Source organism: Fulvivirga maritima (assembly GCF_021389955.1).
Taxonomy (GTDB): domain Bacteria; phylum Bacteroidota; class Bacteroidia; order Cytophagales; family Cyclobacteriaceae; genus Fulvivirga; species Fulvivirga maritima.
Map to the genome: position 1 here is coordinate 1,955,551 of NZ_CP089980.1, position 15,533 is coordinate 1,971,083.

12 protein-coding genes are annotated in these 15,533 nt (G+C 37.2%); 4 read left to right on the top strand and 8 right to left on the bottom strand.

Translation table 11 applies throughout. The annotated features are described in order from the left end of the window. Window positions 1-2 precede the first annotated feature (2 nt). From LVD15_RS08315 to LVD15_RS08325, 3 genes are all read right to left on the bottom strand, one after another. Entirely contained in the window at window positions 3-899 is an 897-nt protein-coding gene (locus LVD15_RS08315; protein WP_233779835.1) for a hypothetical protein, read from the bottom strand. Further along, window positions 896-1,552, bottom strand: coding sequence for an inorganic diphosphatase (locus LVD15_RS08320; protein WP_233779836.1), 657 nt, complete (start codon window positions 1,550-1,552; stop codon window positions 896-898). Before LVD15_RS08320 ends, LVD15_RS08315 begins: the two co-directional genes overlap by 4 nt. A gap of 231 nt (window positions 1,553-1,783) precedes the next feature. Continuing rightward, window positions 1,784-2,581, bottom strand: a complete 798-nt coding sequence (locus LVD15_RS08325) for an SDR family oxidoreductase (RefSeq protein WP_233779837.1) — start codon at window positions 2,579-2,581, stop codon at window positions 1,784-1,786. A gap of 174 nt (window positions 2,582-2,755) precedes the next feature. Between LVD15_RS08325 and LVD15_RS08330 the strand changes: the two genes are divergently transcribed. From LVD15_RS08330 to LVD15_RS08345, 4 genes are all read left to right on the top strand, one after another. Continuing rightward, the gene (locus LVD15_RS08330; RefSeq protein ID WP_233779838.1) at window positions 2,756-4,054 is read left to right on the top strand and encodes a peptidoglycan DD-metalloendopeptidase family protein; all 1,299 of its coding nucleotides are present in this window, start codon (window positions 2,756-2,758) and stop codon (window positions 4,052-4,054) included. A 131-nt stretch (window positions 4,055-4,185) separates the two neighbouring features. Beyond that, window positions 4,186-6,441, top strand: a complete 2,256-nt coding sequence (locus LVD15_RS08335) for a patatin-like phospholipase family protein (protein WP_233779839.1) — start codon at window positions 4,186-4,188, stop codon at window positions 6,439-6,441. 181 nt (window positions 6,442-6,622) lie between these two features. Beyond that, on the top strand, window positions 6,623-8,635 hold the full coding sequence (locus tag LVD15_RS08340; protein WP_233779840.1) for an OmpA family protein: 2,013 nt from the start codon (window positions 6,623-6,625) through the stop codon (window positions 8,633-8,635). 27 nt (window positions 8,636-8,662) lie between these two features. Beyond that, a complete protein-coding gene (locus tag LVD15_RS08345) occupies window positions 8,663-9,352 on the top strand; it encodes an OmpA family protein (protein WP_233779841.1) in 690 nt (229 codons plus the stop codon). A gap of 27 nt (window positions 9,353-9,379) precedes the next feature. On the opposite strand, the gene LVD15_RS08350 is transcribed toward LVD15_RS08345, so the two are convergent. The 5 genes from LVD15_RS08350 to gdhA all read right to left on the bottom strand — a co-directional run bounded on the left by LVD15_RS08350 (window position 9,380) and on the right by gdhA (window position 15,497). Continuing rightward, entirely contained in the window at window positions 9,380-10,516 is a 1,137-nt protein-coding gene (locus LVD15_RS08350; RefSeq protein WP_233779842.1) for an aminotransferase class V-fold PLP-dependent enzyme, read from the bottom strand. A 36-nt stretch (window positions 10,517-10,552) separates the two neighbouring features. After that, entirely contained in the window at window positions 10,553-11,329 is a 777-nt protein-coding gene (locus LVD15_RS08355) for a hypothetical protein (RefSeq protein ID WP_233779843.1), read from the bottom strand. After that, the gene (locus tag LVD15_RS08360; protein WP_233779844.1) at window positions 11,322-12,398 is read right to left on the bottom strand and encodes a triple tyrosine motif-containing protein; all 1,077 of its coding nucleotides are present in this window, start codon (window positions 12,396-12,398) and stop codon (window positions 11,322-11,324) included. Before LVD15_RS08360 ends, LVD15_RS08355 begins: the two co-directional genes overlap by 8 nt. 412 nt (window positions 12,399-12,810) lie before the next feature. Further along, the gene (locus LVD15_RS08365) at window positions 12,811-14,001 is read right to left on the bottom strand and encodes a ligand-binding sensor domain-containing protein (protein ID WP_233779845.1); all 1,191 of its coding nucleotides are present in this window, start codon (window positions 13,999-14,001) and stop codon (window positions 12,811-12,813) included. 146 nt (window positions 14,002-14,147) lie between these two features. Continuing rightward, window positions 14,148-15,497 carry an NADP-specific glutamate dehydrogenase gene (gene gdhA / locus LVD15_RS08370; protein WP_233779846.1) on the bottom strand — a complete coding sequence of 450 codons (1,350 nt, stop codon included), beginning with the start codon at window positions 15,495-15,497 and terminating at the stop codon, window positions 14,148-14,150. Window positions 15,498-15,533: the final 36 nt, after the last annotated feature.

A 15,533-nucleotide genomic window follows, 5' to 3' on the forward strand; every position in this document is an offset into this window, starting at 1 on the left:
ATTTATTCTTCGCTAATATTACCATTTCTTTTATGAAAATATAGAATGGCTTCAAAGCCTGTAGTTTCTTCACTTAGCGTATAAAAGCCTGAGCCATCTTTTTTCCAGCAAATAGCCTCGCCTTGTGGTTCAGGTATATAAGGAAGTTTGGTGGCTTTTCTTTGTAATGCTTCCCAAATGCTTTCGCCTTCCTTGCGCTTCCAATAAAGCACTTTGTCATAGGTCTTGAGTAATATTTCTTTCCCGTCAGGAGAAATATCTCCACCCACAATGTGGCTGAAAGGAATAGTGCCTAGTTTAATAAGTGTTTCACTTTCTTGTTTAGGTTGAGGATATGGATAGCGATATACGCCTACATTAGGCTCCTTTTTAGTGAATATGTAAAAATCTTTAGTGAGAGGATCTACCAATAGGCATTCAGAGTCATTGGTGCCATCAGGGTATGTGAAGGTAAGCCAATCTACTACTTCAGTGACATTAGCCGTATCTCCTGCTAATGGCTCTGCTACACGGAAAATATGAAAATAGGGGAATTGTCCATAATTGGAGCCGGTCTCAGCTATGTACAAATAGGTTTTATCAGGATCAGGGCCAGGGCCGGTGGCCATGTCTTCCCAGTCACGATTAACGCCATTTCTTAAGTGATATGTGCCTCTATGCTTGCCCTGCTCGTCCATGAGAAAAACCCGTGGTTGACCGCCACTGTCATTATGAGTCCAAATCATTCCGGGATTTCTGATAGAAGCGGCAATTCCTGATGCTTCATTAACCAGTGGGCTTTCTACTTTTCCATTTATTTCACCATAAGTGAATAGTGGCTGATAGTCTTTTGCTTGAAAATATTCGATAGAGCAGAGGGCTGCAATTAATATAACTCCTATTAGGATTAGATTTTTCATTTTTTCCATTGGTTAATAACGTCAATAGCACGCTTTTGATCTTCCCAACCCTTAAATTTTACTCCAGGTTTATAGCCGGTGAACCATAATTGTAATATTTCCTGGGCTTTTGGGTAATCTTTTTTAAGGCTGGCTAGCGAAGTGCTATTGATAGTGCGTAGGCTTTCATCTGCAGGAATAGCAATAATTTTGTCATCATTCTCACCATGATCTTCGAGTTTTAAAACTGCTATGGGGATTATGGGTACTAATTGTCCTTGTTTTAAGCTGGCCGAAATGAGCAAAACATCAAGAGCATCTCCATCGCCTCCGGCCGAAGTGTCCATTAAGGTGGACGGAATAAAACCATAATTGCCTGGGTATCCTAGGAAGTTTACACTTCTTTCTGCTCCGTCAATTATTTCCACTTCAAATTTTTCGGTTTTAGGGTTCAATTCATATTTGAGGTTGGTTCCTGCAGGAATTTCTATTACCATCTGTACTGTACCGTTTTCGGAGAAAGCAGGTGCATTATAATGATTATTAGTACAAGCAAATAGTAAAACGATTATAAAAAGAAATAACAAAGGATTGAAATGATAAGATGACCTCAAAAAGTCACAAAATTGATTTCTTAAAACGTTTAAAACTTTATTATTAGTTATTTTTCTCATGTCAGATAAATAATTACGCTAAAATAGGGTTAGAATTGAAAAAATTTCATACTTTTAAAAAAGTTTAAGGTTGTTAATTGTTTCATCTCGACTTTAAGCATATAACTGACTGCCGGATTATTATGTAGGCTGCATAATGGTTTGGCAGTCAGTTTTTTTATGCCTTCCTATTTTGTTTGACAAGCAATTAATACTTTTTAAGTAATTGAAAATCAGCAATATAAGATTGTTCTAATCCAAGTCATTGATTGGGTTTGGATGCATGAATTGATAAGATAAAGTGGACTTCAGGTATGTTGAATCTACAATTTTATAATCGGTTTCTTCTTCTATAAACTCTGGGGCGTTCAATCCTAAAGAAGCGCTGGCGGCAGTATAAAATTCTTTTCGGGTAGGGTGTTCATCCGCACATGCGTTAAAAGTATAGCCCCAAGCATCTTTATCTATTATGTTTTTAATAATAGAAATACAATCCTCTAAATGAATCAAATTTACAGGGTTGAGTCCGCCATTTAATTGAGACTTTCTCTTAAGGAACCTTCCTGGATGCCGATCAGGACCATATAAGCCGGCGAACCGTAATAGGGTCGCTTCAAAATGTGCATTATCTCTAAATTGGCTTTCAATATCAAGTAGTGCGATACCAGAATGCTTTGAGATAATGCGTTTAGCATCTTCTTCTTTTACCCAGCTATTAGTATTAGGGTACACAGAAGATGAGCTAATGAAAATTACTTTAGAAATTTTATTATACTCAATAGCTTCTATTAACCGGGATATGTTTTCTGCAAAATGGTCTGATGAGGGAGGCAGAGTGATGATGATAATTTCGGTGTTAAAAAAATCACTATTTTTAATTCCTTTATGGTTGATATCCAGCAGATAGGGTTTTACATTTGCGTTCCTAATGGAGGAGATTTTCTTCTCTTGAGTGGTGGAGCCATTAACAATGTGGCCTTTTTTAGTTAATTCCTTACTGAGGGGTAACCCTAACCAGCCGCACCCAATAACACTGATGGTTCTATTCATGGTACAATATTATTTAAAATCAGCACGTTATATACCTGCTTATAAAGTATAACATTAATTTATTTGGCTAATAATAGCATTTTTCTTACTTATTCCTTAATATTAAAATCGAAATGCAGAAATTTGTGTTTTGTAAAGTTTTAAGTAGCCAATTTTTTAAACTTTAAAACCAACATGTCGAAAAAGTATTTAGGGCTTATTGCGCTGGCCCTCATTTCCGTAGGTTCTTATTTTGTGATACCTACCATTAATGATCATCAGGAAATTTCCAAAGAGGAGAGTGAAGGAAGTGACTCTACTTCCGTAAGTGTAGCTGCGGTAATTCCTCAGCCAAAGCTTTTGTATGGCGTGGCCATAGACTCCGCGCTGGTAATTGAAGATAAGATTAAGAGAAATCAAAACATCTCCGAAATCTTAACTGCTCATAATGTTTCTACTGAAGCCATTTTTAAACTGGCGGCTATGTCTAGAGACATTTTTGATGTGAGAAAAATTGCTGCCAATAAGAAATACACCCTTATATGTGATCAGGATTCTCTGGAAACGGCTAAGGCTTTTGTGTATGAGCACAATCCTATCGAATATTTCGTGTTTAATCTGAAAGACTCATTATCTATCCAAAAATTCCAAAAGGAAGTGAAGGTAGTAGAGAAGGGCGCTGCAGGTGTAATAGAGTCTAGCTTATCAGTGGCTATGAGTGATCTGGGGCTTCCTGTACAGCTTACCAATGATTTTGTAGATGTATTTGCCTGGCAGGTAGATTTCTTCCGTTTACAAAGAGGAGATAAGTTTAAAGTGATCTATGAAGATAAAATGGTAGATGGGCAGTCCGTAGGAATTGGAGAAATTAAGGCCATTTACTTTGAGCATTTCGGTAATGATTATTATGCTTATGCTTTTGATCAGGGAGAAGGAGCAAATTATTTCGATGAATCAGGTAATAGTTTAAGAAAGGCACTTTTAAGATATCCATTAGAGTTTACAAGAATCAGCTCTCGTTATTCTGGAAATAGATATCATCCTGTACAAAAGAGATGGAAAGCACATAGAGGTACTGACTTTGCAGCACCTAAAGGCACTCCAATAAGATCAGTAGGTGATGGAATAATTGTAGATGCAAAATATAGTAAGTATAACGGTAACTATGTTAAAGTAAGACATAACAGCACCTATACTACACAATATTTACACATGTCTAAAATAGCTTCTGGCATAAAGGCAGGTGTAAGAGTAAAACAAAATCAGACAATAGGTTTTGTAGGAAGTACCGGATTAGCCACAGGAAACCACCTATGCTACAGATTTTGGAAAAACGGAGTTCAGATAGATGCATTAAAAGTAGATTTGCCTCCTTCAGAACCAATAGAAGAAACACTGCGCGCCAAGTATGAAGAAGAAAAGAACCAGTGGCGTAAAAAGCTGGATGAAATTCATATCACGGTAGATAAACCAGTGATGGCGAGCATTAATTAAGCTACTTTTCGATCCTAATAATAATAAAGCAAGGCAATTTTGTCTTGCTTTTTTTGTTAGTTTTATAGCTTAATATGAAGTAATGTATGCATAGGTTTAGCTTGTTATTCCTTTTATTGATGGTGATTCTTGTGTCAGAATCACATGCCCAAAAGGTGGCGTTGGTTTTAAGTGGAGGAGGGGCCAAAGGAATAGCCCATGTTGGGGTTATAAAAGCTTTGGAGGAAAACGATATTCCTATCGATTATGTGGTGGGTACCTCCATGGGAGGTATTATTTCCGGCTGTTATGCAGCGGGTTTTTCAGCTGATAGAATAGAAGATATTGTTACTTCAGAAGAGTTTAGAGGCTGGGTAAACGGAGAACTCGAAAAAGGCTATAACTATTACTATAATAAGGATGATCCTGATGCTTCCTTTTTATCAATAAAACTCTCTCTTGATTCTACTTTTAATGCCTCCATAAGTTCTAGTTTGGCTAGTGACCTGGCATTAAATTATGCTTTGGCAGAAAACTTTGCCCAGCCTTCAGCTAATGCTAACTATAATTATGATAGTCTTTTTGTGCCAGCAAGAATTGTAGCAGCTGATATTTTTACTCAGCATGAAGTAGTAATGAGTGAAGGTTCTCTCAGTCAATCATTAAGAGCCACTTTATCCGTTCCTTTCTTTTATAAACCCATTCGGATTGATGGTAAATATCTGTTTGATGGAGGGATCTATAATAACTTCCCTGTAGATGTGGCCTTGCGTGATTTTGAGCCTGACGTTATCATTGGCGTCAATGTATCATCAAAAGTGTTTAATGAATATCCATATGATAATGATGAAAAGCTTTTGAGCAACTCCCTTCTATACATGTTACTTGATAAAACGGATCCTAGCATTATACCTTCATCAGGAGTTTATATAGAGCCTGACTTAAATGGTTATACGGCTTTTGATTTTAGTAAGGCCGAAGCATTAGTAGATAGCGGCTATGCCTGGGCTATGAAGCATATGGATGAGATTAAAGCAAAGGTACAAAGGAGGGAAAATTGCGATTCGCTATCAACGAGGAGGAATGAGTTTAATGATAGAAATAAGCCTTTGTTATTTAAAGGTATAAAATATCATGGCTTTAATTCTAAGCAGAGAAGGTATATTAACAAGGTGTTTAAGACTCATAAAAAGGATTCTCTATTTATGGATGATATTAAGTCTGGTTATTTCAAGTTGGTATCAGAGAGCTTTTTTCAGACTATATACCCAGACATTACTTTTGATAATGAAAATAAAGCCTATCAGCTGGAGATTTTTGGCAGGCCGCGAAATAACTTTAATGTAGACATTGGAGGAACTATCGCTTCTCGTAATGTAAGTCAGATTTTTCTGGGTTTAGAATATTATTTCTTTGACAATTACCTGCTTAAGAATAGTGCAAATTTCTATACCGGCAGCTTTTATAAATCAGCTCAAGTGAAATCCAAACTCAACCTTTCGGCATTTAACCAATTCTATCTGGAGCCTGAGTTTACATTTAATGATTGGGATTATATTGATTCTGATGATATTTTAAGCGATCAGGATGATCCTACCATTTTGCAAAGAACAGACCGTAAGTATGGTCTCAATATAGGCTTTCCTGTAGGTACTAATCTTAAAGGAGTAATAACAGGATCATGGATTAATAATAATGATAGTTATTCTAACACCAGATCATTTACCACTTCTGATACACTAGATGAGCTGAGTTTGCATGGTATTAAAGCGGGATTGTATTTTATGAGAGATGATCTTAACAGAAAGCAATATCCTGATGAGGGGCAGTCTTTTGAATTTAGTATCAATTACTTTAACCTTAAAGAAGAGTATGAGCCGGGTAGTACTACTGAGTTGGCTGAAAACACATCACATAGGCGTGAATGGTTTAGGGTAAAGGCTACTGCTCAAAAGTATTTTAAAACAGGACGGTTTAGCACGGGTTATATAGCCGAAGGCGTTCTGTCTAACCAGCCTTTTTTTAGTAATTATTATGGTTCACTTATTAACGCTCCCGGTTTTAACCCCATTCAGGATAGCAGAACCCTATTGCTGGAAAATTTCAGAGCGTATAATTACGTGGCACTAGGTCTACGTGGTGTCTTTAATATAAGGCCGAATTTAGATTTCCGTATGGCAGGTTATGCTTTTAAGGGTTATGAATCACTCAATAGCGAGAATAGAGGTATGGACTTTAATAATACTGCCTGGGATAAAGTGAGCTTTGCGGGAAATGCAGGGTTCGTGTTGCATAGCCCGGTTGGGCCTATTGCCCTCACAGCCAACTATTATGATGACAGTGAAAACAAATTTGGAGTGCTTCTACATGTAGGATTTTTGCTATTTAACAAAAGGTCTACCGAATAGGTTAATATTGAAAGGATTGATAAAATCCTTTCGCTAAAAGTAATATTGGAAAAATCATATTAATGCCCTTGCCTTGGGTGTAAGATTTTAGTTACTTTTGCATATTGGTGAAATATAAGCTGTGGCTTGGAGTCATGCTAAAAAAATAACTATGTTTACCTCTGAATAACCACCTAGATCTATGAAGAAAATTTTACTATTTTTCCTTATTGTTTTTATTAGCACTTCCACTTACGCTCAAACCGTTCAGTGGGCCACTAGCGTTATCGAATTTTCATCTGAGCTTACACCTGTGCAATATTCTGCACAGCAAGTATTAGGAAAGCCAAATGTACTACCTGCCGGAGGTGAAAACCCTAATGCATGGACTCCTGAAAGGCCTAACAAAAAGGAATTTCTGAAAGTAGGTTTTGAAAACCCTATTCAGATTAGGCAAATAGCTATTGCCGAATCGTTTAATCCTAGCACCATTTATAAAGTGTATGCTTATGATGAGCAGGATGGAGAGCATTTAATTAACACTTTTAGTCCTAAAACTGTACCCCTCAAAGGAAGAATGCTTAATTTATTTGTAGAGCTAACCACCTATAAAGTAAAAGCAGTAAAAGTGGAGTTTGATGGTGCTGCAGTACCTGAGTACTATAGTATTGATGCTATTGCTATTTCTGATTCTGATTTGCCCATAATACCAGAAATAGCCGTGCCTGAGTTTATCAATCCTGAAGTGGAGAAAGAGCGGTTGAGTGAAAACGTGAACAGTAAATATAAGGAGTATAAACCTTTACTTTCGCCTGATGGGAAAACACTTTACTTTTCAAGAAAGCACCATCCAGATAATGTGGGAGGTGTTAATGACCCTGAAGATATCTGGTTTTCTGAATTAGATGAAAATGGGGAATGGAAGTTAGCCCAAAATGCCGGACCTTCTTTAAATAATAGTGGGCCTAACTTTGTGAGCTCAGTTACCCCTGATGGCAAATCTGTACTGCTGGTATTAGGGAATCAGTATCTGGACAATGGAAAAATGGCAGCAGGTGTATCAGTAAGTTCAAATGCCAGCGGAGCATGGTCTAAGCCAGCGGCTCTAACAATAGAAAATGATTATAATTATTCAGAAAAGGCCAATTTCTTCTTAGCGAATAATAGAAAAGTACTTCTAATGTCCGTAATGAGAGATGATTCTTATGGAGCTAGAGATATTTACGTTTCTTTTATAAAGGAAGATAGTACCTGGACTGAGCCGCTTAACATATCTAATAAAGTGAACACTGCAGGAGAAGAAGAGTCTCCTTTCCTGGCAGCTGATGATAAAACACTTTACTTTTCTTCTAATGGATACAGTGGTTTTGGAGGCAGTGACATATTCGTAACCAAAAGATTAGATGACACCTGGACTAACTGGTCTGAGCCAGAAAACCTGGGTCCAAGCATTAATTCTCAGTATGAAGATTTGTTTTTCAATATACCCGGAAATAGTGATTTTGCTTACTATTCTCAGGGGGTAAGTGAGGAAGATTTAGATATTTTTAGAGTAGCTTTACCTGTGTTCAAAAGACCTGAACCTGTTATTACAGTAAGGGGAAAATTACTGAATTCAAAAACGAAAGAGCCTGTTGGAGCTAAGATCGTTTATGAGCGCCTTTCAGATGGAAAGGAGATAGGAATGCATGAGACTAATGCTGAAACCGGCAACTATGAAATATTATTGCCTGCTGGCGAATTATATGGAGTAAGGGCTGATGCGAAAGGCTATCTGACGCAAAGTGAAAATATCGATTTAAGAGAATACGAAGAGGGAGACCCTCAGGAAGTGGATGATAAGGACATTTTTATGGTGCCTATAGAGAAAGAATCTACTATTACCCTAAAAAATGTTTTCTTTGATTGGGATAAAGCTGTGGTAAAATCGGAATCTTATCCTGAGTTAGACCGATTAGTAAAGCTAATGAAGGAGAAGCCTGCATTAGAGGTACGCATAAGTGGCCATACTGATAATACAGGAGACAAGCAGTACAACATGAGTCTGTCTCAGAGAAGAGCGACCGCTGTTCATGATTATCTGGCACAAAAAGGTATAGCTGATAAAAGAATGGATGTAGCGTATTTTGGTGAAACTAAGCCCGTTTCGGATAACGATACAGCAACAGGAAGAAGTAAAAACAGGAGGGTTGAATTTCAAATTATGAAAGATTAACAATTACCAAATGTAAACGCACTGGCTATGAACTATAAGGTTATTTTGGTTCTGCTGGCCACACTACTGGCCCACAATTATACGCAATCGCAAAATTTGGATAGTGCTACTGTAACCCAAGTAAAGGGTAAAGTGGTAAATGCCAATACTAAAGAGCCCTTGCAGGCACATATTAAGTATGAAAGTGTGCCTTATGGTAATAGGATAGGTGTGCTCTCAGGAGATACATTTGCTTTTAATATGGAAAATCAAAAGGATTATAATCTAGAGGTTTCGGCCGAAGGTTATATTCCTTTTATTACTACTCTCAAAATCTCTGAGGCAGACAGTGGTGCTATTAAAAAAGTAATAGAACTACTGCCCAAGGGCACGGAGAAAATCATAAAGCTGGATAAACTGATCTTTGGCTTAGGTGATGATGAAATTACGGATGCTTCTTATGAAGAGCTAAATCAGTTGGCTGACATGCTATTGGCTAGTCCTGAAATGATTATTCAGCTGGAAGGTCATACTGATTTTAGAGGTAATCCTAAGCAGAACATGAAGCTCTCTCAAAGGCGGGTAGATGCAGTTAAAGATTATCTAATAGATAAAGGTATTTCTAAAAAGAGAATAAAAACCAAAGCTTTTGGAGGTACTAACCCACTCAGTAGGGAAGACGATACCTTAGCCAGAAGTAACAACAGAAGGGTAGAGGTAAGAATATTAGCTCAATAAAATTACCTCTTAAATCCGCTTTTATGCTTAATGAATTAATTCTTTAAGAATACTGATGAAGGTATCTACTTCTTGCTTTGTATTATAATAATGTACCGAAGACCTTATCATCTGGTCTAAATCTCTTTCTTCCATATCTAGCAAAGTGCCGCTTTTGAAAGTCATAGATACATTCACTCCTTTTTGGTGTAGTTTTTTCTTTAGTTCTGGCGTAGGCACAGGAGCTGTAAAGGTTACTATGCCTGATTTTACTTTGCCAAGATCTTGAACTGATATGCCATTAATCTGGCTCAATTGATCTCTTAAATAGTCAGCCAAAGTAGTGACACGATTCCATATTTGCGCCTTTCCTATGGCATTAGCTTGTTGTAAAGCTACGCTCATTCCTCTTTTAGCAGCCAAACTACATTCAAAAGTTTCAAAAATACGGGCGTCAGGCCTAGAAGTATAGCTGGTTTTTGTTTCCCAGTTAGCAGAATGTAAATCTAGATTTTGAGGGTTGAGTTGGGGAATAATATTCTTGTTAACATACAAGAAACCAGTTCCTCTTGGTGCCCTTAGGTACTTTCGGCCTGTAGTTGTTAAGAAATCACACTGTAGCTTTTTTACATCTATAGGATATTGACCTACGGATTGGCAAGCGTCTAGCAGATAAAGTATTTTATTTTCTTTGGCAATTGCACCTACTTCTGCAGCAGGGTTTACAATGCCTCCGTTAGTAGGTATGTGCGTTATTGAAATAAGCTTCACCTTCTCTGAAATCATGCTTTTTAAAGCTTTCAGATCTACTTCTCCCGTTTCTATACTTGGAATTACTTTAATGACTACACCTTTTTCCTTTTGTAAGTTGAGGTAGGCAATATAGTTACTGGCATATTCAATTTTGGAAGTAAGAATTATATCACCTTCATCAAAAGGGATGGAGAAAAAAGCTCTTTGCCAGGCCACCGTTGCACTTTCAGTAAAAGCAATTTCATCTGAGCCGGCATTAATAAAATTAGCAGCGTGTGTATAGAAGGCCTCTAATTCATCAGCATATTTTTCTGCCACTTCATAGCCTCCTAAGTTGGCTTCGGCTTGTAAGTAACTAATTTGAGCTTCTAACACCTCAGGAGTAACTAATGATGCACCAGCATTATTAAAATGGATAAGTTCAGATGACATACGTATGATTTAAATATTTCACTAACCTGCTTTCAATCACTTAAAACTAGGCTTTTTGAATGACTTGAATACTTCTTCAGGTAATTCATTATATACTTTCAGGTCACGAGGCCCTTTGCCATCAGACCTGTCGGAAGAGAATAGCACACCATTATGTTCTTCATAATTATCAAAAGGCCAGACAGCTGAAGCACTGTCTTGAGAAGCTTCTTTAAAATAAGCCCACTGTTTTACCAAATGATCTGATTGATCGATATAAATTTCATATTTATTGTTAGGAGTGTCTCCAACCTGATCAAATGTTAAGGTAATTACATATGCTGGTTGGCCCGATGGTAATTTTTCTTCTCCTTTATATTTTAGCGTAACCCCACTATCTTTTAGTTTAAATGGCATTACTAACCAATAGGAGTCATTTATCCAGATGCTTTTAGCTTCTTGCAGGTATTTTTTTAGTGAGTCTGGTTGCGTTATTTCTTTTCCTGCTTGCTGTACTTTACCTTCTCCCGAATTGATGTAGAGTAGATATGTGGTTTCTTTTGCAGGAAAATCTATACGGACTCTGTTGGCATGCTTGTCCCAGACAAGATCTCTTTTCCCGAAGAAATTCCATGACAGATAGCGTATTTCATCATAATTTTTTCGGCCACCCATGGCGAGCATCACACTATCAGCTAGTGCTATAGCTTTTTTATCCGACTCTGCTAAATTAAAACCGTCAGCAGCTGGGTTTTCACTTAAAGGCTCTGAAGAAGGTGAACAGCTACATAATATTATAAAAACTGTTGAAAGGTAGGTTAGGTATTTATTCATGGCCCTGGGGTTTTATTCTTTTATTCTTCCATTTTACAAATTCAGTAACATCTACCTGATCTTTAAATATGTACTTGCGTAAGAAGCCTTCTATAGGTAGAATAATGATGGCTATGATTACTTGAATAATAAAGTCTATTACAGGAGAGCTAAGCATAAACTCGCTTTCGGCTACGGTTTGAATAAATTCTATTATGATGATCAAAGCTAATACTGCTAATAGCTGACTCACCACCCTATATTTACCTCCTAGCTTTTTAATATTGATAGATATAAATAGCAATAGCGCCAGGCCTACAAATTCAAAAACATAAAACCAGGGTCGTTTCCAATAAGGAGGTATTATCTTGAATTCAATAGGTTCCGTTTCATTTACAGAGCCAAAGGCATTTTTTGATCTTACATGGAGCACATATTCACCATCTGGTAGGTATGGGAAGTCTATTTGGTTATAACTGGCAGACCACTCAGACCATTCTTTGTTCAACCCATCTAGTTTATACTGGTACTGCACGTCCATATTACCAGAGTATTCCGGCTGCACGAACTCGAAAACGAGCTTACTATTTTGTTGGTTAAATTTAAGCTGTGGTGCAGGACCATACATTTCTTCTCCTGCCCTGATATCTTTTAGAAAAAGCTTATAGTTTTCACTTTTTTGGTTGATCTCATTAGAAGAAATCATAAAAAGTTCATTTCTACCTGTTACAAGCCATATTTCCTTTTCAGATTCATCAGCACTTATATATTGTATGTTATTAAAAAGGTTAAGAATGGAGAGATTGGAGTTCTCTTTCTTTGCTCCTAATTTTTGCCAATGTTGCTTAACACGATACCATATATTTTTGTCTGAGGCTTGAAAATACTCTGAGATATTGCTGCTCTTAGATTGTCTGTTAAAATGATCTGAATCTTTATTTAAGGTAAAAATTCCCTGCTTGTTTAAAACGAAAATAGTGTCATTATGGGCTATGCCGTAAGTCTCATCATAGTAAGGGTTGCTTATGGGGTATTCCTCCATTTCTATAATCTCCTGATCCTGGATTTTTATCCAATAGATATTTTCCATACTACAAAACCAGATCCGATCATCGTCATCTTCAAAAATATAATGCACATCATCTCGGAAGTCTTCAAACAGATTAATATCAGAAGCACCATTTTTACCATAATCAAATACTTTGAGAGTATGATCATAGGTGCTTACAAATAGCCGTTTTTGCTTGGGTGAAATATGGAAATATCGAATAGGTTCATCATATATTTTAGTGGCTTGGTTATCCTTTATTTCGAAAAGGCCATCTAAGCTTCCACAAAACAGGTGCGTGCCATCAGAACCAAAGAGTGCAGCTTTTGATTTTATATTTTCAATAGGTTTATACTCATAAGTGATGGATCTGAGTACTTTCTCTATCTTTTTCTCATATCTGATTTGCGTTTTGGGTTCCTCTACTACTTTAGCTACCTCAGGCTCTTCTGTTTTATTTTTTTTTCTTTTTAGAAAACTGAAAAACCCTCTTCGTTTTTTTTTCTTCTTTCTCCTCCTCTTCAGGTTGTGGGCTTGGATTAGGGGCTATTTCTACGGTTTTTTCAATATAATTAATGTTCCTATCAAAGTTTTTGATTTCATCTAAATAGTAAACACCCGTGCTGGTGCCCACATATAGTTGATTTTGATGTTTAGTGGCTGATAAAATATTGCCTTTTAGCCCAGGATAGTCGCTAAAGTTTTTAAATGGTGAGTGTGGGGCTATTCTGGTCAGGCCTTGATTATGAGCTACCCATACACCCAGTTGCTGATCACATGTAATGGCAAAAATCTGATTATCTGGCAATCCTGATTGATAGTTTACTACCTGTAATATTTTCTGTTTTATGGGGTTGATAAAGATTACTCCGCCTTTTAAAGTAGAAATAGCCACTAACGTATCAGATAAAAAATGTCCTTCTTGTATATCACTTTGCTCCAGGTATTCGGTGTCTTCATCAAAGGTGATAAGGGTGGCTCTATTCCGTTTAAGTAAAATTAACTTTTGGTCTGAAGTGCCCAAAAGGTGTGTAGATGACTGCGGGCTCTTACTGATAAAACGGACATTTTTTACGGAAGTGGGGAAGTCATTCACTTTTACCAAATGGTCACCTTTAAGCTCCTGGAGACCATGATTGAGGGTGTTTACAAGTACTTTTTCATTATAATTAATAAGGTCAAGAAAGCCGCCACTGTTAGGGGAAGTAATGGTTTTTAATTCTTCTTTATAATAAAGGTAAAGGTGTGTTTCATTTATAGCAAAGAGAGAATCGCCCAGGCTTAAAATCTTGGTGATATTAGATGCTGAGCTCTCATTAGTGGATAGGCTTTTATATTCTAAGTTGAATTTCTTGTTTCTAATAAGCTTGCCAAACCCGGAAGCGCCACCAATAAACAGCTCATTGTTTTTATTTACTGATAATGAAAATATGGCTGATGGCGTATTAATGTGCTCCCAGCTTTTACCATCAAATCTCAATAGGCCGCTACGATTAGCAATGCTTATGATGCCATTCTGATCTTGAACTATATCAAAGTGAATGTTATCATAGCCTTTGTCGGCAGATTCATAATGCCTTAGAAAATAATTACCCTGCTGGCCGAAACAGGTTAAAGAAGCAAAAAAAGAAATAACCAAACTCAAGCATAAAAGCGTATTTTTCACGACAACAGTCCTCCTGATTTGGTGTAAATTAATAAAAGAATATTGAATGAACTAAATAATTTATCTCTGACCACTTCAGTAGTAACATTGAATATAACCAGAGATAAATTCATTTTATTTATATTTTATATAATGCCTTGTGCTATCATAGCATTGGCTACTTTGGTGAAACCAAAAATATTGGCACCTACCAAATAGTTGTTTTTATGCCCATGCTCTTCGGCAGCCCAAAGACAGTTTTCATGGATTTCCTTCATAATCTCCTGAAGCTTCTCATCTACTTGTTTCTTACTCCAATAACTACCCATAAAATTTTGGATCATTTCTATTCCGGAGGTAGCTACTCCACCAGCATTACTGGCCTTACCTGGCGAATAAATGATGTCACTGTCTAAAACAAGGTTAACCGCTTCATTATCTAATGGCATGTTGGCTCCTTCTGCAATAAGTTTGACTCCATTACTAATCAGGTGCTGCGCATCTTTAGCATTGATCTCATTCTGGGTTGCACAAGGAAATGCACAGTCAGCTTTTATATTCCAAAGAGGATTACTTTCTTCATCCTTTTTGGTTGCTGTATAAGAAGCTGAAGGGTATTTGTCCACATATTCTTTTATTCGGCCTCTTTTAATATTTTTCAACTCTTTTATATAAGCTAGCTTTTCCTCATCTATCCCCGCCTCATCATATATAAATCCTGATGAGTCAGATACGGTAACAGGCTTGGCATTCATATGCAGTAATTTTTCTACAGCAAACTGAGCCACATTTCCTGATCCGGAAACCAGGCATGTTTTTCCTTCTATACTATCGCCAGTATGTTTGAGCATATTTTCAGTGAAGTATATTAACCCATAACCAGTGGCTTCTGTTCTTAGTAGGCTGCCTCCCCAGCCCACACCTTTCCCTGTAAGTACGCCTGTAAATTCATTGGATATTTTTTTATAAGCGCCAAACATATATCCTATTTCTCTGCCGCCAACTCCAATATCTCCTGCAGGAATATCGATTCTGTGGCCAATATGACGGTGTAGTTCCAGATAGAAATTCTGACAAAAGCGCATCACTTCATTGTCTGACTTGCCCTTGGGGTCAAAATCAGAGCCTCCTTTAGCTCCACCCATAGGCAGACCCGTAAGTGCGTTCTTAAATATTTGCTCGAAGGCCAGAAATTTTAAAATTCCAGGATATACCGTGGGGTGAAACCGGAGCCCTCCTTTATATGGGCCAATGGCACTATTCATTTGTATGCGATAGCCTCTGTTTACATGGATTTCTCCATGATCATCCATCCAGTTTACGCCAAATGATATTTGTCTTTCTGGCTCCAGAAGTCGTTCCAGAATTTTGTGCTTTCTATAAATAGGTTTCTTGTCTAGTACAGGTTTAATAGAAGAGATAACCTCTTCCGCTGCCTGATGAAACTCTGGTTCATGTGGGTTTCTCTGTTTAATTACATCCAGTAGTTCTGACATTTATATAGCGTTTATTGTTAAAAATTATGCTGGGTT